The 18470-nt window shown below is 71.2% G+C and carries 15 protein-coding genes; 6 read left to right on the top strand and 9 right to left on the bottom strand.

The window, feature by feature from the left end:
- Window positions 1–228: 228 nt before the first annotated feature.
- On the top strand, window positions 229–783 hold the full coding sequence (locus ACZ7P3_RS25840) for a TetR/AcrR family transcriptional regulator (RefSeq protein WP_472085420.1): 555 nt from the start codon (window positions 229–231) through the stop codon (window positions 781–783).
- A gap of 164 nt (window positions 784–947) precedes the next feature.
- Here the strand turns inward: ACZ7P3_RS25840 and ACZ7P3_RS25835 are convergent, their stop codons facing one another.
- Window positions 948–1784 (bottom strand): EamA family transporter, encoded by an 837-nt coding sequence (locus ACZ7P3_RS25835; RefSeq protein ID WP_472085419.1) that lies wholly within the window; start codon window positions 1782–1784, stop codon window positions 948–950.
- A 60-nt stretch (window positions 1785–1844) separates the two neighbouring features.
- On the opposite strand from ACZ7P3_RS25835, the gene ACZ7P3_RS25830 reads away from it, so the two are divergent.
- Window positions 1845–2699 (top strand): MurR/RpiR family transcriptional regulator, encoded by an 855-nt coding sequence (locus ACZ7P3_RS25830; RefSeq protein ID WP_472085418.1) that lies wholly within the window; start codon window positions 1845–1847, stop codon window positions 2697–2699.
- Between the two features lie 485 nt (window positions 2700–3184).
- On the opposite strand, the gene ACZ7P3_RS25825 is transcribed toward ACZ7P3_RS25830, so the two are convergent.
- Window positions 3185–4795 carry a purple acid phosphatase family protein gene (locus tag ACZ7P3_RS25825; RefSeq protein ID WP_472085417.1) on the bottom strand — a complete coding sequence of 537 codons (1611 nt, stop codon included), beginning with the start codon at window positions 4793–4795 and terminating at the stop codon, window positions 3185–3187.
- Window positions 4796–5043: 248 nt separating this feature from the next.
- Complete coding sequence (locus tag ACZ7P3_RS25820) at window positions 5044–5958, bottom strand: hypothetical protein (RefSeq protein ID WP_472085416.1); 915 nt, start codon at window positions 5956–5958, stop codon at window positions 5044–5046.
- Window positions 5959–6340: 382 nt separating this feature from the next.
- Between ACZ7P3_RS25820 and ACZ7P3_RS25815 the strand changes: the two genes are divergently transcribed.
- The 3 genes from ACZ7P3_RS25815 (at window position 6341) to ACZ7P3_RS25805 (ending at window position 9025) form a co-directional block, all read left to right on the top strand.
- Window positions 6341–7480, top strand: a complete 1140-nt coding sequence (locus ACZ7P3_RS25815) for an inorganic phosphate transporter (protein WP_472085415.1) — start codon at window positions 6341–6343, stop codon at window positions 7478–7480.
- A gap of 41 nt (window positions 7481–7521) precedes the next feature.
- On the top strand, window positions 7522–7749 hold the full coding sequence (locus ACZ7P3_RS25810; RefSeq protein ID WP_472085414.1) for a hypothetical protein: 228 nt from the start codon (window positions 7522–7524) through the stop codon (window positions 7747–7749).
- A gap of 358 nt (window positions 7750–8107) precedes the next feature.
- A complete protein-coding gene (locus ACZ7P3_RS25805; RefSeq protein ID WP_472085413.1) occupies window positions 8108–9025 on the top strand; it encodes an NADP-dependent oxidoreductase in 918 nt (305 codons plus the stop codon).
- 299 nt (window positions 9026–9324) lie between these two features.
- Here ACZ7P3_RS25805 and ACZ7P3_RS25800 read toward each other — a convergent pair whose 3' ends face one another.
- Window positions 9325–10350 carry a sulfotransferase family protein gene (locus ACZ7P3_RS25800; RefSeq protein ID WP_472085412.1) on the bottom strand — a complete coding sequence of 342 codons (1026 nt, stop codon included), beginning with the start codon at window positions 10348–10350 and terminating at the stop codon, window positions 9325–9327.
- Window positions 10351–10785: 435 nt separating this feature from the next.
- Here ACZ7P3_RS25800 and ACZ7P3_RS25795 point away from each other — a divergent pair, with 435 nt between their 5' ends.
- On the top strand, window positions 10786–11352 hold the full coding sequence (locus ACZ7P3_RS25795) for a peroxiredoxin (protein WP_472085411.1): 567 nt from the start codon (window positions 10786–10788) through the stop codon (window positions 11350–11352).
- 250 nt (window positions 11353–11602) lie between these two features.
- Here ACZ7P3_RS25795 and ACZ7P3_RS25790 read toward each other — a convergent pair whose 3' ends face one another.
- The 5 genes from ACZ7P3_RS25790 to ACZ7P3_RS25770 form a co-directional block, all read right to left on the bottom strand.
- A complete protein-coding gene (locus ACZ7P3_RS25790) occupies window positions 11603–13120 on the bottom strand; it encodes an MFS transporter (protein ID WP_472085410.1) in 1518 nt (505 codons plus the stop codon).
- Window positions 13121–13320: 200 nt separating this feature from the next.
- On the bottom strand, window positions 13321–14244 hold the full coding sequence (locus tag ACZ7P3_RS25785; protein ID WP_472085409.1) for an RNA polymerase sigma-70 factor: 924 nt from the start codon (window positions 14242–14244) through the stop codon (window positions 13321–13323).
- Between the two features lie 158 nt (window positions 14245–14402).
- Entirely contained in the window at window positions 14403–14876 is a 474-nt protein-coding gene (locus ACZ7P3_RS25780; RefSeq protein WP_472085408.1) for a carboxymuconolactone decarboxylase family protein, read from the bottom strand.
- A 242-nt stretch (window positions 14877–15118) separates the two neighbouring features.
- Window positions 15119–17515: a glycoside hydrolase family 65 protein gene (locus ACZ7P3_RS25775; protein WP_472085407.1), complete on the bottom strand. Its 2397-nt coding sequence runs from the start codon at window positions 17513–17515 to the stop codon at window positions 15119–15121.
- The gene (locus ACZ7P3_RS25770; RefSeq protein ID WP_472085406.1) at window positions 17512–18255 is read right to left on the bottom strand and encodes an HAD family hydrolase; all 744 of its coding nucleotides are present in this window, start codon (window positions 18253–18255) and stop codon (window positions 17512–17514) included. Before ACZ7P3_RS25770 ends, ACZ7P3_RS25775 begins: the two co-directional genes overlap by 4 nt.
- Window positions 18256–18470 lie beyond the last annotated feature (215 nt).

Genomic DNA, 18470 nt, shown 5'->3' with positions numbered 1-18470 from the left:
GGCTCGGAGCATGGGAGGTGCAGGCCGAGGACGCAGGCGAAACGGAGCACGCCAACGGCCGTGGAGGACCGGTCTCTCGGCTGTCACGGGATTACTACGCGGTTCTACTGCTAGGTAATGTGCGGGCGCCGAACGGCGGAGTCAACATTGTTGACCGAACTTCTTGAATCGCTCACCAGCGGCTCACGCGCACCGGGGGCGGCCGGTGCGCCGCCTATGCTGTGCCGCATGTTGCAGACCGGATCCGGTTCGACCACCCGCGATGCCATCCACGCCGCCGCCACCCAGCTGTTCCGGGACCAGGGATTCGCCAGGACCACCGTCCGCCGGATCGCTGCGGACGCCGGGACCGATCCGGCGCTGGTGATCCGTCACTTCAAGAGCAAGGAGCTGCTGTTCCTGGAGACGATGCACCTGACCATCGACGACGCACCGCTGCTCGACGTCCCGCTGGAACAGCTGGGCGAACGGCTCGCCGAACTCCTGCTCGATCTAGACGGTTCCGCCCGGGGCATCTTCCTGGCCCTGGTCCACGGCAGCATCGAACCGCAGATCCTGGACCGACTGCGGCAGACCCACGAGAACGTGTTCATCGAGCCGCTGCGCAGCCGGCTGTCCGGCCCTGACGCCGACCTGCGTGCGCGGCTGGCGGCCTCGATGGCCGGCGGACTGCTGTACGCCCTGTGGGTGGCGCGGGACGAGTCCCTGCGGCGGACCGACCGCAAGGAACTCATCACGCGCTACGGCGCCCTCCTCCAGGAGGTTCTGACACCTCGTCCATGACACGTCGCTGCGGGCCCGGGGGCCGGGTTCGCCGAGCGTTTCCGGCCTCTTTCCCACTTCCGGGACGCGGGCGGGGAGCCCGGGCCCGAGCCCGTGACGCACCCCCCTTGAGTCAGCAGGTGGGCGCCGGCGACGGCCTCGCCGGTGGTTGCGCGGACGGACCCTCAGTGCATGAGGCCGATGCCGGTCAGCACCACCGCGCCGGCCACCAGCCGCAGGCGTCCGAAGGGTTCGCGGAAGAACAGCGTGGCGATGATCGCGGCGACGAGGATGCCCGTCTCGCGCAGCGCGGCGACAGCCGCGACGTCACCGTGCGCCTGGGCCCAGATCACCAGACCGTATGCGGCCAAGGAGAGGAACCCGCCGGCCAGTCCGGTGCCGAGAACCGGGCGCACCTCCGCGAGTACCGCGCCACGGCGCCGGACCAGTGCGATCAGCGGCAGGACGGGGCCCTGGAACAGGAAGAGCCAGGCGATGTACGAGAGGACGTCACCGCCATGCCGCACGCCCGAGCTGTCCACCAGGGTGTAGGAGGCGATGAGCACGCCAGTCCCGACCGCCGCGCCCAGGGCCGGGAGCTGGGCGCGGCCGAGGCGTCCGGCGGCGAGGGCCAGCGCGGCGAGGCCGCCGGAGACGAGGAGCACGCCCGCTCCCTGGACCAGGGTCAGCCTGCCGCCGAGGGCCGTGACCGAGACGACGGCCACGAGCAGCGGGGCGATGCCGCGGGCGAGGGGATACATCTGCCCGAAGTCCCCGAGCTGGTAGGCGCGGAGCAGGAACAGCTGCGAGGCGACCTCCAGGACGGCGGAGGCCGCGAGGAAGGGCCAGGCACCGGACGCGGGAAGCGGGGTCAGACAGGCCAGCACGGCCGCGCCGGCGGTGTAGGCGCAGTTGATCAGCACGAAGCCGATGAACTTGTCGGGTATCCGGTGGGCCATCGCGTTCCAGAGCGCGTGCAGGACCGCGGCGGTGAGTACGGCGGCGTAGGCCGATGCGGGCATGGCGGAGCGACTCCTGAGACAGGGGAGGACTGGAATGGAATTCCCCGCTAGACTATGCCCATGGAACCAAATTCCGCGAGCGGGTCCGGGAACCGGCTCGCCGCACAGGTCCGGGCCCGGCTCCCGGAGCTGCGCGAGACCGAGGCCCGGGTGGCACAGGTGGTGCTCGACCAGGGCGCCGCACTCGTCCACCTCAGCGTCAGCGACGTGGCCGCCCTGGCGGGCACGGCCGCGTCCACGGTCGTACGCGCCTGCCAGCGGCTCGGCTTCCGCGGCTTCCAGGAGCTGAAGATCGAGGCCGCACGACTGACCACCGCCCCGGCCCCGCCGCCCTCGGACGACCCGGCGGACCGTGCGATCACCGAGACGGTCCGAGCCTCGCGTGACGCCCTGGACGGCGTCGCCACGACCCTCGATGCCGCCGCTCTGTCCGCGGCGGCGGCCGCACTCCACACGGCTCCCCGTGTCGTCGTGGCAGCGGCCGGGCTCTCCGCCGCCGTCGCCCTCGACGCCGCCTACCGCCTGCGCGCTCTCGGCTGCCCGGTCGATGCCCCGGCCGACGCCCTGACCGCCCAGCTCGCCGCTGCCCAGCTCCCCCCTGACGGCGTCTGCCTCGCCATCAGTCACACCGGCGCGACCCGCACGACCGTCGACACCGCGCGCCGCGCACACCGCGCCGGAGCCACCGTCGTCGCCCTCACCAGCTATGCCCGGTCACCGCTCAGCGAGACCAGCACCCACATCCTGGTCGCCGGTGGACAAGACCTCGTCTTCGGTCTGGAGACCTCCGCCAGCCGCATCGCCCACCTCGCCGCGGTGGACGCCCTCACGCACACCCTCATGGCGCTGCGCCCCGAGACGGCACAGCACCATCTCGACCTGTCCGCCGACATCACGGCCGACCACGCCTACTGACCCTCCCGTCCACGGCTGTCGCCCGCACAGCCCGGTCCCCCACCGGCCCGTACACCGCCCGGCGAGCGGCGCCCGCTGATGCCCATGGTGTCGACGGCACGCTGCGTCGTCGCAGTTGCGCTGATCCGCTGGTGCTTCTGCACGGGGGTGGGGTCTGCGGCGAGTGGCACTCCGGGCGGCCAGTGGCGCTCCGGCGGGCCCAGTGCAAAGGGCCGGGAACACTCGGGCCTGTCCGCCTCCACAGGTCAGCCGGAACGGAAAGCCGCCCCCGGACACCTGCGACGAGGGCCCGCCCGGTGGATGCCGGGCGGGCCCTCGAAGGTGCTGGTCCTCCAACCCCCAGATGAACGAGGGTGCTCCTCCCCGCACGCCGGGGTGTCACGTGCGCCGCTCCGCGGTGGGATGAACCGGGCGGTTCGGCCCCGGGTGGCCGGACGGCAGCTGCCCGGCCCGCCTCCACGGGCCGGTCGCGGACCGCCGCGCCGCTATCCGGCGTGGCCGTCGGAGCGCTTGCGGTGGAGGGTGAAGGTCTCGAACACCGACAGCTCGCCGTGCGGCTTGTCCACGTTGTAATAGGTCACGTGCATCCGGGTGGTGTCACCGGGGTGCCGGCCGGGATCGACGGTGAAGGCCGCGAAGCCGTAGGGGTGTTCCACGTCACGGACGCCGCTCCAGACCGCCTCCTCCTTGGTGTAGGTGGAGGTGCGCTTGCCGTTCGCTCCGGCTGCCGCGGACACCGCGGTGATCACCTTCGCGGTGCCGTCGGTGAAGAACTTCTGGTTGGTGGTGCCCGAGACGCCTCCGCCGCCGAGGACCATGTGCACGGTGCCCAGTCCCGTGTCGATGGAGTCGGTGGCCCGGGAGACGGGGTTCGGCGTGAGGGTTTCGCTGCCCTGGACGACTCCGCGGACGGCCAGCGAACGTTCGTAGTTGTGCTCGTGACCGCACAGCACCAGGTCCACGCCGTACCTGTCGAACAGAGGGCCGTACTTCTGGCGCAGGCCCAGGTCGGCGCCGTTCGCGTCCGAGGAGCTGATCATGACCTGGTGCATGGCGACGACCACCCAGTCGATGTCGCGGGACGCACGAGCCGCCTTCAGTTCCTTCTCCAGGAAGGCGAGTTGGCGTCCGCCGGAGTATCCGCTGATGTAGACGTCGCCGCCGTCCTGGAGGCAGTTGTCGTCGTTCTGCAGCACGATCACCCGTACCGAGCCGGCCGTGAACGCGTACCACAGACCGGCGAGTTCCGCTTCGGTCTCGGTGGAGGGCAGGGAGAAATAGGCCTGGTAGGCACCGAGGCCGAGGGGGCCGTTGGCCTTCTCGATCTCGTGATTGCCGGCGGCCGGCATCCAGGGTCGGAAGCGCGCCGAACGGGAGTTGTTGGTGAAGAAGTTGTTCCAGGTGCGCACCCGGTCGACGTCGAGGTTGGCGTAGCACAGGTCGCCGTTGAGGAGATGGAAGAGCGGAGCGACCTGCTCGATGCCGGTGACGATGTCCTTCGTCGCGGGCGTCGAGTTCGCGTCGAGCGCCACCGTGCCGTCGGCCGCCCACGTCACCTGCGGAGCGGACTGGTCACCGAAGCTGGTGAAGGTGAGCGGCATCCGTCCCCGAGGCGCCGTACGGAACGTACCGCTGTCGGGCGTCGCTCCCTCGTGGGTGGCCAGGTAGATGTAGTCGGTGCCCGGAGTGAGCCGGTTCAGTGTGGCGTGGTGGACGTAGACGGTGCGGCTGGACGTGCCGTCCACGTAACTGACCGTCCGGGCCCTCGTGCTGGACCCGAAACCGTGCTCCAGCGTGCCGTAGTGCACCACGGGTCTGGTCACCGGCCTGTCGGTGATCCACGACACGGTCATCTGGGTACGCGGGTCCGCCCCGAAGGTCAGGTGCAGTCCCTGGACCGGTGGCGCGCCGGACGAGTCCGCGGTGCGGTGAAGGGCCGGAGCCGCGAACGGGGCGGCCTGTGCCGTGCCCGCTCCCAGCAACGGAGTTACGGCGGCTCCGGCCCCTGCGGTACCCAGAAGGCCCAGCGCGTGTCGGCGGCTGACCCCCTCGGACGACTGCGGCGCCCCGTCCGATGTACCTGACTGTGCGGTCATGGTCCCCTCCCTGACGAGCAGTTGAGCTGACGAGCACCGCACACTGCCGCCCCTCAACGGCGTCCGAGTGAACGCCGTATGGCCACACAGCCATCGCGCGACAGCCGAGCGGATCGCGAAACCATTCCTTGCCCACGCCTTTGCCAGTGACCGCCTCGCCCTTGCCCCGAGCGTCGCGCACTCTGTGGGCGACCTGTGCAACAGCCCTACGACAAATACTGGTTCGACCGCGGCGGACGTGGTTCGGGTCAGGCCGGTTGCCTGTGGCCGACAGGTTCGGGGCCTCCATGGGCGCGGTGGCGGCTCAGCCAGGGCGTGGCCGCGCGGACGGCGGCGACCGGCACGACCGTATCGCCGGCAGGTCGTGGGGCGGCGCCCGCCGGTTCCGTCCGGCCGCCGGTGGGGCCGCAGCCGCCCGGTGCCAGCTCCCGCGCCGTCACGGAGGGCGGGTCCTTGCGGACACGGAAGGCGTAGCAGTCGGTGGAATAGCCGCCGACGCCCTTGAGCAGCTGGACGGTGACCGTGAGGCCGCCCTGCGTGAGCTCCTCGCGCTCGACCTGGATACCGCGGGTCCGCCACACCTCGGCATGACTCACGGCCACGAGGCCGCCCTGGTCGAGGGCCGCGCGTGCCTCGACGACCACGTCGTCCGCGACCTCCGCGGGAGGCCGGTACACGGTGAGCGTACGGCGGCCGCACGCACCGTCGGGTACGCGTGCACTGGTGACCCGGCGCCCGACCACACGGAACCGGTAGCAGCCCGTCGTCTGCGTCCGGCCCATGAGACCGGGCCCGAACCCTTCGAACGGCGCGGTCACGGTCACGGTGCCGCCCTGTCGCCGCACCTCGACCGGACCCGCCAGGGGTCCGAGCCGCAGGTCCCGGTCGATCTCGGTGCCGAGCAGGTCACCGTCGGCGGCCGCGTCCGCCAGCCTGGACCTGGTCTCCGCCACGCCCTGATCCATCTCGTCGCGAGCCTCGTGCTCCCAGTGGCGGGGAGCCAGCCACAGCCACAGCCATACGCCGCCAGTCACCAGCAGGACGAGCACCAGCACCGCGAGACAGCAGTTCAACAGACCCCCGACGACACCACCCCGTTCAACGGAACCCGCCATCCGCACCGGCTCGTGGCCGGCCCTTCTCCACTCCCCGTTCATCCCCATGCGGACAGCCTTCTGCCCGGGCGTGGTCCATCCACCTCCCGCGTCCGACACGTGACCCGATCGCCGCCCGACCGCAGCCGTACCGGCGCGGAGAGCACCGAGAACCGGGCTGTTTCCATGTCCTCACCCGGAGCACCGCGCGCCACCCGCCGGATCCGCCGCGGTGATCGGGTGCGACCCGAGCGTGCGCAGTCATCAGGTGCGACCCGGGCGTGCGCAGTCATCAGGTGCGACCCGGGCGTGCGCGGTCATCGGGTGCAACCCGGGCGTGCGCGGTCTCCGCGGTCGCGGGCTCTCGAAGTGCCGCTTAGCGTGGGACGCAAAGCGCGTCCGAGGCACGCACGGCGGGCGCGGGTGCTGGCATGCCTCGGGAGGTTTCCCAGTGGGTAACGTCTCGTTCCTGCTCATCGTGGTCGTTCTGACCGCTCTGGCCTTCGACTTCACCAACGGGTTTCACGACACCGCCAATTCGATGGCGACCTCGGTCGCCACCGGGGCCCTGAGACCACGTCTCGCCGTCGCCGTCGCGGGGGTGCTGAACCTGGCGGGCGCATACCTGTCCACGGCCGTGGCCAAGACCATCTCCGGCGGCATCGTGGACGACGCGAAGGTGTCCCTGGTGATGATCTTCGCCGGTCTGGTCGGGGCGATCCTCTGGAACCTGATGACCTGGCTCGCCGGGTTGCCGTCGAGTTCGTCGCACGCGTTGTTCGGCGGGCTGATCGGCGCTGTGTGGGTCGGCGCCGGCGGGTCCGCGGTGAAGTTCGGGGCAATCGTGGAAAAGATCGTCATCCCTGCCGTTCTCTCGCCGATCGTGGCAGGCATCGTGGCAGTGCTGGCGACCTATTTCGCGTACGTCATCACCCGGCGGACCGTTCCGGAACGGGCGCGACTCGGGTTCCGCAGAGGACAGGTCGGTTCGGCGTCGCTGGTCGCGCTGGCGCACGGCACCAACGACGCGCAGAAGACCATGGGCGTCATCACCCTCGCCCTCATCTCCTCCGGGCTACTTGCACACGACTCCGGGCCGCCCTGGTGGGTGGTGCTCACCTCCGGTCTGGCGATCGCGCTGGGCACCTACACAGGTGGCTGGCGGATCATCCGCACCATGGGCAAGGGACTCACCGACATCGAGGCGCCACAGGGCTTCGCGGCCGAGACCAGCGCCACCGCCGTGATCCTCGCCTCCTCGCACCTGGGTTTTCCGCTGTCGACCACGCAGGTGTGCACCGGCAGCATCCTGGGCGCCGGCCTGGGCCGCAGACTGGCTGAAGTGCGGTGGGGCATCGCCGGGCGCATCGCACTGTCCTGGCTGCTGACGCTGCCGTCGGCGGCAGCCGTTGGCGGCGCGGCGGCCTGGATCGCAGGCCGCGGACCTGCCGGCGTGGCCTTGGTGGCGGCCGCCGCGGCCGTCTCGGCGGCCGGGTTCTGGTTCCTGTCACGCCGCCGCCCCGTGACCCCTGACAACGTCAATGAGCTACCGGCCCCACTGCCGCGGCACGCGGAGGGAACGGCGGCGTGAGCCGGGCGGCCGTCCCGTCCACGGGCGGAAGGAGGTGAACGATGGAGGTCCATTGGAGTGCTCTCGGCGGCGTCTTCGGTGTGAGTCTCGGCGTCACGCTGCTCACGGTCGTGCTGTTCTCTCTCGGCATCGCCACCTGGCCCGGCGGCGACGGCGAAGAACGAGCCCACGGCACCGGCCGGCAGATCGGCACCATGGCATCGATCCTGTGCTTCTGCGCGTGCCTGGCGGTCGCCGCCTATGGGCTCACCCTGATCGTCGGGGGCTGAGGAGAGTACGGTCCTGCCGCCGTGCGAGCGACCTCACCGTTCCTGGAGGTTCGTCGGGTACGGGTGGGAGGCCGGTCGGCGCGCCGGTGGAGCTCATCGCCCGGTGTCACCGGTCCTCGCCGGTATGGGCTGCCCTCACTCGTCCGGTGGCCGCAGTCCACGGTTGACGCGTCTGCTGAGGCATGCAGCACTGTTGAGAGCACACGCTGCCGTATGCCCCCAGGAGTCGGGCGGCGGTTGCTGGGGAATACGGCTTCCCTCATGGGCTGTTGGAGGCGGTGGCGCGGTCGATGTGTGGCCCCGTCCGGGGCGTGGCCGTCCCACGCTTGTCCGAGCGAGGAAGTGCGGTGATCACGGCATGAAGGCGGTGCGGTTCCACGCGTACGGTGGGATCGATGTGCTGCGCGTGGAGGAGGTGGAACGGCCGGTGCCCGGCCCCGGGCAGGTGCTGGTCGAGGTCCGCGCGGCCGGGATCCAGCCCGGCGAGGTGATGATCCGTGAAGGCGCGCGGCACGGACGCTGGCCGGCGACGTTCCCCTCCGGGCAGGGCAGCGATCTGGCCGGCGTGGTGGTGGAGGCGGGCCCGCAGGTGCGCGGCTTCGCGGTGGGCGACGAGGTCCTGGGCTACACCCACAACAGAGCGAGCCACGCGGAGTTCGTCGTGGTCGACGACGTGAACGTGGTCACCCGTCCGGAGGGGCTGCCCTGGGACGTGGCCGGGTCGCTGTACGTGGCCGGCACGACCGCATACGCCACCGTGTTCGCGGTGGACCCCGGACCGGCCGACACGGTCGTGGTGTCCGGTGCGGCGGGCGGCGTCGGATCGCTTGCCGTGCAGCTCGCGCGGCGGCGCGGCGCCACGGTGATCGGGCTGGCGAGCGAGCGGAACCACGCCTGGCTGACGGATCGCGGTGTCGTCCCGGTCGAGTACGGGGAAGGAGCGGCCGAGCGGATCCGGCAGGCCGCCGACGGGAGCGTCGACGCGTTCATCGACACGTTCGGCGAGGGCTACGTGGAGCTGGCGGTGGAGTTGGGCGTGCGGCCCGAGCGGATCAACACGATCCGTGACTGGCAGGCCGCGGCCAAGGTGGGCGCGCGGACCTACGGAGAGGGCTCGGCGGCGTGCGCGGTCGTGCTCGGTGAGCTCGCCCGGCTCGCCGCCCGCGGAGAGCTCGAGGTGCCGGTCGCCCGCACCTACCCCCTGGACCAGGTGCGCGACGCCTTCCGCGAGCTGGAACGGGGGCACACCCACGGCAAGATCGTGCTCCGGCCCTAGCCCCAGTTGGGCGTAGCCCGACGGAGAACCGATCAGTCCCGTAGCGGCCAACGGCACCCGGATGGACCACACCCCGGTCGCGAACGGCGTTCCCTTCCCGCAGGGCCCGGAAAACGATGGCTGAGGTCCCGGCCGTCGGCGTGCCCGCAACCGGGAGCCAGGCGGCCCGGGTCAAGGCCGGGAGCCAAGCAGCCAGATCAAGGCCGGAGGCCGGCGGCCCGGGTGATGGCGGGGAGGCCGGCGGCCCGGGTCGAGAGGGGATCTGGCCAGGGTTGACCGGCTGCGGGACCAGGACGTCGTCACCCGATCGGTCGTGCCTGCAAGACGTGGGTGCCCTGGGCGCAGCTCTCCCTCAGTTCGTCGAGTTCGACGGGTGGCAGCCTGAGGGCCGAGCCACGCCGGCTGTGGTCGAGCAGTGCGGACGCGGAGAGCAGCCACTGCGGGAGGGGAGCGACCCCGATGAACTCGGCAAGACGGGTCAGCTCTTCGGCAGGATCGTCGAGGAGGCTTTCGTAGGCGAGCGTGGTGCGCTGGTCGGCGGGCAGTCGGCCGAGGAACTCCGTTCCTTCGGTGACGAGTTCGGACCACAGGGTTCCGAACGTCCGCAGCGGGATGTCCCGGTCGCGCACCAGCGCAGGATCGAAGCGCTCGCCGAGCAGCGGCGAGAGGTCCGCAGGCAGCGCGCGCACGTGCTCGTCGGTCAGGTCGCCGAAACTGTCGATGCCCGCTCGTGCCTTGATCTCGCGCAGCAGGGAGATCGTGCGGTATCCCGGGTGGCGGCTCATGGACAGCGCGCAGTCCGGTCCGTCTCTGAACATGTGCACGAACTTCGCCTGCGGGAAGGCGGTCCGCAGCCCCGGTGCCCAGCCTGTCGAGTAACCGGAGCGCTCCACGACGGCGGTCCGTCCGAACCGCGTGCAGAGCAGGCCGAACAGCGCTCGGTGGTGTTCGGGAGCAGTGCGTTCGGGCCACCCGACCACCGCTGCGCGCAGGTCGTCGAGGAGCCCGTCCGGGTCGTCGGTGAGGTGCGGCAACACCATCAGGGAGAGCGCAGGAATGCCCGTGGTCTCCGCCGAGTACCGCCCGGGGCGGCGTGTGTAGAGGAACTCCGGCAGCGGCAGGCCGCTACGGATCATCCGGTCGAAGTGCGGGGCCGGCCGGAAGAGCGCCTGCCAGAACCCTTCACCCGTCATCTCCCCCGCCGGGAAGGCGGCGTCGCCCACGGAGGCCATGAACTCGTTGAGGCTCAGTACGTCCGGATGGGCGTTGAGGATGTGTGACAGCGCGGTGGAGCCGCTACGCCCCGTACCGATGACGAAGGTCAAGGAACGCAAAGTAACCCTCCGCAGCTTCGTGACACTCAGGACCCGGCCCCAGCTACCGCAGCACTATCCCATGGCCGAGCTCGAAGCCGGCGCGAGCCGGCCGGTCGCCGCGCTGCGGGAACGTCGTCACGAACCGCCCGCAGGTACCCGCCGCCTCCCCGTCCGTCGCCCGGTTCCGGTCCGATCCCGGGTTCCGGCTCAAGGTCTGCGTCGCGGGCGCACGGAGCGATCGCCTCGAAGGCGACGCTCCCGGCCGGCTACGCCCGTACGTCCCCGACGGCACCCGCATGCTGCTGCGGGACGGGTGCCCGACGTCAGGGAAGCGGACTAGCGTTCTTCGAGGTGAGAGGCGTGCCGAGCAGCGCCGATCGCTCATATGAGGGAACCGCACACCGCACTGGCCGTGTCTCACCGGCCGACGAAGGAGAGGACCTGATGACCGACCACACCAGCCTGCCGGCCGATCTGCCCGTCCCCGAGGACGACGGCGCAGCCGATCATCTACCCGGGACGAAGGTGCCGGATCTGGAGTTCCAGGGCACCGGAGGCGAGATGATCCGCCTCGCCGCACTCGGCGCAGGCCGGACAGTGATGTACGTCTATCCGCTCACGGGCCGCCCGGGCACCGATCTGCCCGACGGCTGGGACTCGATCCCCGGAGCACGCGGCTGCACTCCCGAGACGTGCGGCTTCCGCGACCACCATCAGGACTTGCTCGCCGCCGGCGCGGTCGGTGTGTTCGGCCTGTCGAGCCAGGAGACCGACTATCAGCGGGAGGTCGTCGAGCGGCTCCGCCTGCCGTTCCAGTTGCTCTCCGACCCTGCGCGGAGCCTGGCCCGAGCGCTCGCTCTGCCCACGTTCGAGACCAGCGGGATGACGCTGTACAAGCGGCTGACCCTGATCGTCCGTGACGACGTGATCGAGCACGTCTTCTACCCCGTCTTCCCGCCGAACGAGCACGCCGGGCAGGTCCTGACCTGGCTACGGGACAACCCTGTGTAGAGGTCTCCGCGCCGACAACCCACCGGCCGACAATCCATCGAGCCGACATCCCATCGGCCGCCAGACCACCAACCCACCAATCGCCGGTTCCCCGAGCCGCCGCTCCACCCCGCCACCGGGCCCCGGGCCACCGGGCCCCGGGCCACCGCGCCACCACGCCAAGGCGCCAAGGCGCCAAGGCGATTCGTCCCTCTGCACTGGGTCACGCACGCGACAAGCGTTCATCCCGTCGCACGTGTCCCGCGTCCGGTCAGGTCTGCCGGGCGTGGACGGGGTTGTTGGCGACCTCGTCCGGGCACTTCCGGTGCGGTCGGCGCGCCCGCCGGTCGCGCTGCCAGTCGAACGTCGCGAGCGCCAGGGACGCCAGCATGCCGATCAGGGCGGCGCCCAGCGCGGTGGCCAGCGCCCTGCGGTAGTCGTCGGTCCTGCCGAGCACCAGGTAGAAGAGACCGGGCAGGGCGGCGGTGCCCACCGCGGCGCCGAGCCGCTGCCCGGTCTGCAGGGCACCGCCCGCCGCACCCGCCATGTGCACGGGCACGTCCCGCAGAGTCATGGTGATGTTGGGGGCGACGACGAAGCCGCTGCCGATGCCGCCGAGGAACAGGACCGGGGCGGCGGCCCAGGGGGCGATGCCGAGAGGCGCGAAGCGGAGCAGCAGTGCCGTGCCGCCCAGGCCGACGATCACGCCCGTGACGCCGCACACGGTGAGCAGACGGCCGAGCCGGTCCACCAGCCGCCCGGAGACCACGGCCGCGATCGCCGAGCCGAGAGCGAAGGGGGTCACGGCGAGGCCGGACCGGAGCGGGGAGAAACCCAGGCCGTGCTGGTAGAACAGCGCGAACACCAGCCAGACGCCGCTGAAGCCGATGAAGTACAGCGTGCCGACGCCGGCGCCGACGGCGTAGCCCCGCACGGTGGTGAACAGGCGCGGGTCGAGCAGCGGCTGGGCGCCCCGGGCGAGGAGACGACGCTCCCACTGGCTGAAGACGGCGAGGATCGCGGCACCGACGAGGAACAGCCACCACAGGCTGCCGAGGCTGCCGGAGTCCGCTTGGACCAGCGGATACATGAGCGCGAGGACACCGAGACCGAGGAGCAGGACGCCGGGCAGGTCCAGGTGTCCCCGGCCGGACGGCCGCGTGCGGGGCAGCAGGCGGCGGCCGAGGAGGACGGCGAGGACGCCGATGGGAACATTGACGTAGAAGATCCACCGCCAGCCCTGGGCGCCGGAGGCCAGTGCGAGGATGGCGCCGCCGGTGATGGGGCCGACGGCGGAGGAGATGCCGACGACGGCGCCGAAGAAACCGAAGGCACGACCGCGTTCGGCGCCGCGGAACATCTGCTGGATGAGGGCGGAGTTCTGCGGGGCCATGAAACCGGCCGCCAGGCCCTGGGCGAGGCGGGCCGCGACCAGCAGCGTGATGTCGGGAGCCGCGCCACAGGCCGCGCTGAAGATCACGAACCCGCTGAGAGCCAGCAGGAAGATACGGCGCCGGTCCAGAGCGTCCCCGAGGCGACCGGCGGTGACGAGGGCCAGGGCGAAGGTGAGGGCGTATCCGGACACCACCCACTGCACCTGCGCGGGGGAAGCGTGCAGGTCACGCTGGATGGTGGGCAGGGCGACCGCCACGATGGTCACGTCCAGCAGGCTCATGAAGCCGGCCACCAGGGTGACCCACAGGGCCCGCCAGCGTTGCGGATCCGGTTCGTAACCGGTCTCCGGTGCTCCCTGGTTCCGACCGCCCGCCGCTGACGCCGACGCTGTCACATGGGCTCCTCTCACCAGGTGACCACTGGATCACCAGGTGCCCACCCGGGCGAATCGGGTTCCCCTGCCGGGGCACGGGCACACACCACACACCACAGCCTGCAACCGGAACCCTCCCGGGGAAAGCCCGTGCCCGCATCCGGCCGATACGCTGCGCACTGCCGTGCCCGGACCGGTCGGACACCGGGAGACGGTGTGTGTCACCTCATGCGCCGACGGGCCTGCCTCACCTCGCGGTCGACGGCCCACGCGTCGGCGACCGGCCCGATGTGACCGAGCTTCTCGGGATTGATCACGGAGCGGATGGTCTGGATCTGCCCGTCGAGCATCTCAAGGGCGAGGATGTGCAGCACCTTCCCGTCCCGGTCGCGGAAAATCGCGCCGGGCCGGCCGTTGACCTCGTGCGGCTCGAACGTCACGTCGATCCGGGCCATCAGAGGAAAGACGGAGGCCAGCAGCCGGGCCACGTTCTCGGCGCCGACGACGGCCCTGGCCAGTTGCGGGGCCTTGCCGCCGCCGTCCCCGACCATCGACACATCGGCGGCGAGCAGCTCCCTCAGTCCGCCGACGTCGCCTTCGCGCAGGGCGTCGAAGAACCGCGCGGCCAGCTGGTGCCGCTCCTGGCGGTCCGCCTCGAATCGTGGCCGCCCCGCCTGCATGTGCCGCCGTGCCCGCACCAGCAGCTGCCGGCACGCCGCCTCCGACCGTCCCACCGCCGAGGCGACCTCGTCGAATCCAAACCCGAACACCTCGCGCAACACGAACACCGACCGCTCCAGCGGGCTGAGCCGCTCCAGGAGCAGCAGCGCCGCCATGGACACCGAGTCGGCCAGCTCCGCCGAGCGTGCCGGGTCCTCATAGGGGTCGGCGAGCAGCGGCTCGGGGAACCACGGCCCGACGTACTCCTCCCGCCTGACCCGTGCCGAGCGCAGCACGTCGATCGAGATCCGGGTCACCGTGGCGGACAGGAAGGCCTTGGCCGACATGACCCGGGCCGCCGAGCCGTCGAAGCGCAGCCACGTCTCCTGCACCGCGTCCTCGGCCTCGCCCACGCTGCCCAGGATCCTGTAGGCGATCGAGAACAGCAGCGGTCGCAGCTCCTCGAACTCCTCGACCTTGCTCACGCCGCGTCCCCCTGCCGTCCTGCCGCCCGGTCGTACCCGCCGCTGCGGATGTCTTCCGGTGATCATCGGGTCCGTCGGCGGGGCGGAGCAACACCCCGGCCCCGGGTCCCGGGGCCGGGGTTCGTCACCCGGCGCCGGGACCGGTTGCCGACAGCAGTTCAGTGGAACTGTCCGGCCTCGTAGTCGCCGGCCGGCTGCTGGGTGATGATGTTCAGCCGGTTCACCGTGTTCATGAACGACACCAGCATCACCAGGGCGGTGAGCTGCTCCTCGTCGTAGTGTTCGGCGGCGCGCGCCCACACCTCGTCGCTGACACCACTGGCCGCGTCCGCGACCCGGGTGCCCTGTTCGGCCAGCTCCAGCGCGGCACGCTCGGCCTCGGTGAAGACCTTGGCCTCCCGCCATGCCGCCACCAGGTTCAGGCGCACCGATGTCTCACCGGCGGCAGTGGCGTCCTTGGTGTGCATGTCGATGCAGACGGCGCAGCCGTTGATCTGGCTCACGCGCAGCGCCACCAGCTCCTGCGTCGCGGCCGGCAGCGACGTCTCCTTGAGCGCCCGGCCCGCCGACATGAAGTGCTTGAGCGCCTTGCCGGCCGTCGGGCTGGCGAAGTAGTCGAGTCGCGAGTCCATCGTGTGCTCCTCCGTGGTCGTCAGTGGCTACACCCCTCAGACGAGGTGGCCCGCCCGGCTGTGACACGCTCGCGTGTGACCCACGTCTCCTGGCGCCGGCCACGAGTCGCCAGCGCACACCGGCGAGGGGTACGGGCGTGACCGCTCGTACCCCCTCCACTCGCGTGTGCCTCTCCTGCGCAGTGCTCCTGCCTGCTGCTCTCCCCCGGTACCACTCCGGACCACTCCGGACCACTCCGGACCTACTCCGCCGTCCCTGCCCGGGATTCCTCGCCGCCGGACTGGCCCGCCGGGGCGCGGCCCCGCGGCTGCTGCGGCTCGGGGCGTTCGGGTACGGGCGGCATCCGGCGCTCCACCGGCGCATCGGCGCTCACGGTCATCGGCTCTCCGTAATGCAGCACGTCCAGCGGTGCGCCTTCCACCAGCCGGTAGCGCACATGGGTCTGACCGATGTCCACCCTCAGCCTGCGTCCACGGACCAGCACCGTGAAGGCCACCTTGGACAGCGCTTCGGGCAGGCGCGGTGCGAAGCCCAGCAGGTCCGGCCGCCCGTCTTCGCGCAGGTGCCGGCGCAGACCCCCGAAGCCTGCGATCAGGGCGATCCACGTCCCGGCGAGGGAAGCGATGTGCAGTCCGTCCCGGGTGTTGTGCTCCAGGTCGTCCAGATCCATCAGCGCGGCCTCGCTGAGGTAGGCGTAGGCCAGCCGCAGGTGTCCGGTCTCGGCGGCGAGCACCGCCTGGCAGCATGCCGACAGGGAGGAGTCGCGGACGGTCAGCGCCTCGTAGTAGGCGAAGTTGCGTGCCTTCTCCTCGTCGGTGAACGCGTAGGGGCACTCCACCATCGCCAGCACCACGTCTGCCTGCTTCACCACTTGTTTGCGGTACAGGTCGAAGTAGGGGTAGTGCAGCAGGAGCGGGTAGTTCTCGGGCGGGGTCGATTCGAAGTCCCAGCGCTGGAAGTGCGTGAACCCGGCGGACTGTTCGTGCACGCCGAGGGTCTCGTTGTACGGCAGCGCCATGCGGTTCGCGGCGTCCCGCCAGGCCGCGGCCTCCTCGTCGTCGACACCGAGTTCATCCGCCCGGTCCGGCAGGCGTGTGGCCAGGTCCGCGGCCGCCAGCAGGTTCTGGCGGGCCATCAGGTTGGTGTACAGGTTGTCCCGGGCGATGGCGCTGTACTCGTCAGGTCCGGTGACGCCGTCGATGTGGAAGACACCCTCCGCGTCGTGGTGGCCGAGGGAGCGCCACAGCCGGGCGGTGTCCACGAGGAGGTCCAGCCCCGGACCGCGCTCGAACTCCTCGTCGCCGCTCATCATGACGTACCGGACCGCGGCCATGGCGACGTCGGCGTTGATGTGGAAGGCAGCCGTCCCGGCCGGCCAGTAGGCGGAGCACTCGGCACCGTCGATCGTCCGCCAGGGGAAGACCGCGCCCGACAGCCCCAGCTGACCGGCGCGTTCACGCGCTGCCGGCAGCGTGCTGTGGCGCCACCGCAGAACCGACGCGACCGCCTCCGGCGCGGTGAACGTCAGCATCGGCAGCACGTAGGACTCGGTGTCCCAGAAGGAGTGCCCGTCGTACCCGGTGCCGGTCAGTCCCTTGGCGGGAATGGCGCGGTTCTCCCCGCGGGCCGCGGCCTGGAGCACGTGGAAGAGAGCGAACCGCACCGCCTGCTGGATCTGCGCGTCCCCCTCCACCTCCACGTCCGCGCCGGCCCAGAACCGGTCCAGGTAGGCCCGCTGTCCGGCGACCAGCCCGTCCCAGCCGGTGCTGACCGCGGCCGCCACGGCTCCGTCCACCTGGTCGTGCACGGCAGGCAGTGAACGCTCCCCCGACCATCCGTAGGCCACGAACTTGACCAGCCGCAGCGGCTGTCCGGGCATCAGGTCCGCAGTCACGGTCAGACGGCTGACGTCGGGCTCGCTCTGTGCCGTCCAGCGGGTGCTCTCCGGTCCCTCGACGAGATGGTCGGCCGCTGCTCCCACCCGCAGCGTGCTGCGGCCGGTGCGGTGCACCAGGCGCAGTCGGGTCTCCTGCGCGAAGTGCTCCTCCGCCACCAGCGGGGACTCGGTCGCCGCCGCGACGCGCGGGTCGCCCTCGAAGCGCGGCAGCTGCTCGTTGGCGACGAGCTCGGACTGAACGGCGACCGTGGCGGGCCCGTCGACCGGCTCGACCTCGTAGACCACCGCGGCCACTGCCCGCTGTGTGAAGGACACCAGCCGCCGCGAGGTGATGCGGACCGTGCGGCCGCCGGGCGAGGTCCATTGCGCGGTCCGGCTGAGCACACCGGAGCGGAAGTCCAGAACCCGCTCGTGCGCGAGCAGCCGGCCGTAGCGCACATCGCACGGGTGGTCGTCGACCAGCAGCCGGATGATCTTTCCGTCGGTGACGTTGATCATCGTCTGGCCCGACTCGGGATAGCCGTAGCCCGCTTCCGCGTACGGCAGTGGATGGCGCTCGTGGACGCCGTTGAGGTACGCGCCGGGCAGCCCGTGAGGTTCCCCCTCGTCGAGGTTCCCGCGCCACCCGATGTGCCCGTTGGAGAGGGCGAACACCGACTCGCTCTGGGCCAGCACGTCCAGGTTCAACTCGGTCTCGCGCAGGCACCACGGCTCGATCGTGAAGCTGGGATGGGTGATCACCGCGACTCCAGAAGTTCCGCCAGGTCACGGACCACCACATCCGCTCCGTGTGCCCGCAGCTGCTCTGCCTGGCCCACCCGGTCGACCCCCACGACCAGTCCGAAACGCCCCGCCCGCCCCGCCTCCACACCGGCCAGGGCGTCTTCGAACACGGCGGCCTCCGCCGGCTGCGCCCCCAGTGCGCGGGCCGCCTCCAGGTAGGTGTCCGGAGCGGGCTTGCCCCGCAGCCGACGCTCACGCGCCACCACCCCGTCGATCCGCTCGTCGAACAGGTCCTCGATACCGGCCGCCACCAGGACGTCCCGGCAGTTGGCGCTGGACGACACCACCGCGCGGCGCAGACCGGCGTCCCGCGCCGCATGAACGAAGCGGACCGAGCCCTCGTAGGGTTCCACTCCCTCCTCACGGATCCGGCTCAGCACCAGGTCGTTCTTGCGGGTGCCCAGTCCGTTCACGGTCTCCGACTCCGGTGGATCGTCCGGCGAACCCTCGGGCAGGTGCACCCCCCGTGCGGCCAGGAACGTGCGCACCCCGTCCTCACGGGGCCGCCCGTCCACATATTCGTCGTAGTCGTCCATCGCGTCGAAGGGAACGAACGCGGTCCCCTCACGGGCGGCGCGCTCGCGGAGATAGCCGTCGAACATCTCCTTCCAGGCAGCGGCGTGCACCTTCGCGGTCTGAGTGAGCACACCGTCGAGGTCGAACAGACAGGCACGGACGTGAGCAGGAAGCCCCAGCATGCCCCCGAGGCTAGGAGGCACCTGTGTCCGGCGGCGGCAAGACACCCTCCGGCACGCCGCAAGGCACCCGCACGGTCCCGGCGCGAGCGACAGCCGTCGTGGCGCGGGTGGAGCGCTCCCGCCGAATCCCCCGGACCCCCATGCCCGGTGCGCGGGCCGAAGAGGGGGTGCCGGACGCACACAGCGCTACCGCCGGCCCCTGCCCGGTCTTCTGC

Source organism: Streptomyces sp. NPDC107581 (genome assembly GCF_055657175.1).
The sequence above is the reverse complement of the archived record's forward strand: the minus strand, read 5'-3'. Positions and strand labels throughout refer to the sequence as shown.

Excerpts from the sequence above, each read along its gene's own strand:
- ACZ7P3_RS25840 (WP_472085420.1), top strand. The coding sequence starts at position 229 with ATGTTGCAGACCGGATCCGGTTCGACCACCCGCGATGCCATCCACGCC.
- ACZ7P3_RS25835 (WP_472085419.1), bottom strand. The coding sequence starts at position 1,784 with ATGCCCGCATCGGCCTACGCCGCCGTACTCACCGCCGCGGTCCTGCAC.
- ACZ7P3_RS25830 (WP_472085418.1), top strand. The coding sequence starts at position 1,845 with ATGGAACCAAATTCCGCGAGCGGGTCCGGGAACCGGCTCGCCGCACAG.
- ACZ7P3_RS25825 (WP_472085417.1), bottom strand. The coding sequence starts at position 4,795 with ATGACCGCACAGTCAGGTACATCGGACGGGGCGCCGCAGTCGTCCGAG.
- ACZ7P3_RS25820 (WP_472085416.1), bottom strand. The coding sequence starts at position 5,958 with ATGGGGATGAACGGGGAGTGGAGAAGGGCCGGCCACGAGCCGGTGCGG.
- ACZ7P3_RS25810 (WP_472085414.1), top strand. The coding sequence starts at position 7,522 with ATGGAGGTCCATTGGAGTGCTCTCGGCGGCGTCTTCGGTGTGAGTCTC.
- ACZ7P3_RS25805 (WP_472085413.1), top strand. The coding sequence starts at position 8,108 with ATGAAGGCGGTGCGGTTCCACGCGTACGGTGGGATCGATGTGCTGCGC.
- ACZ7P3_RS25795 (WP_472085411.1), top strand. The coding sequence starts at position 10,786 with ATGACCGACCACACCAGCCTGCCGGCCGATCTGCCCGTCCCCGAGGAC.
- ACZ7P3_RS25780 (WP_472085408.1), bottom strand. The coding sequence starts at position 14,876 with ATGGACTCGCGACTCGACTACTTCGCCAGCCCGACGGCCGGCAAGGCG.
- ACZ7P3_RS25770 (WP_472085406.1), bottom strand. The coding sequence starts at position 18,255 with ATGCTGGGGCTTCCTGCTCACGTCCGTGCCTGTCTGTTCGACCTCGAC.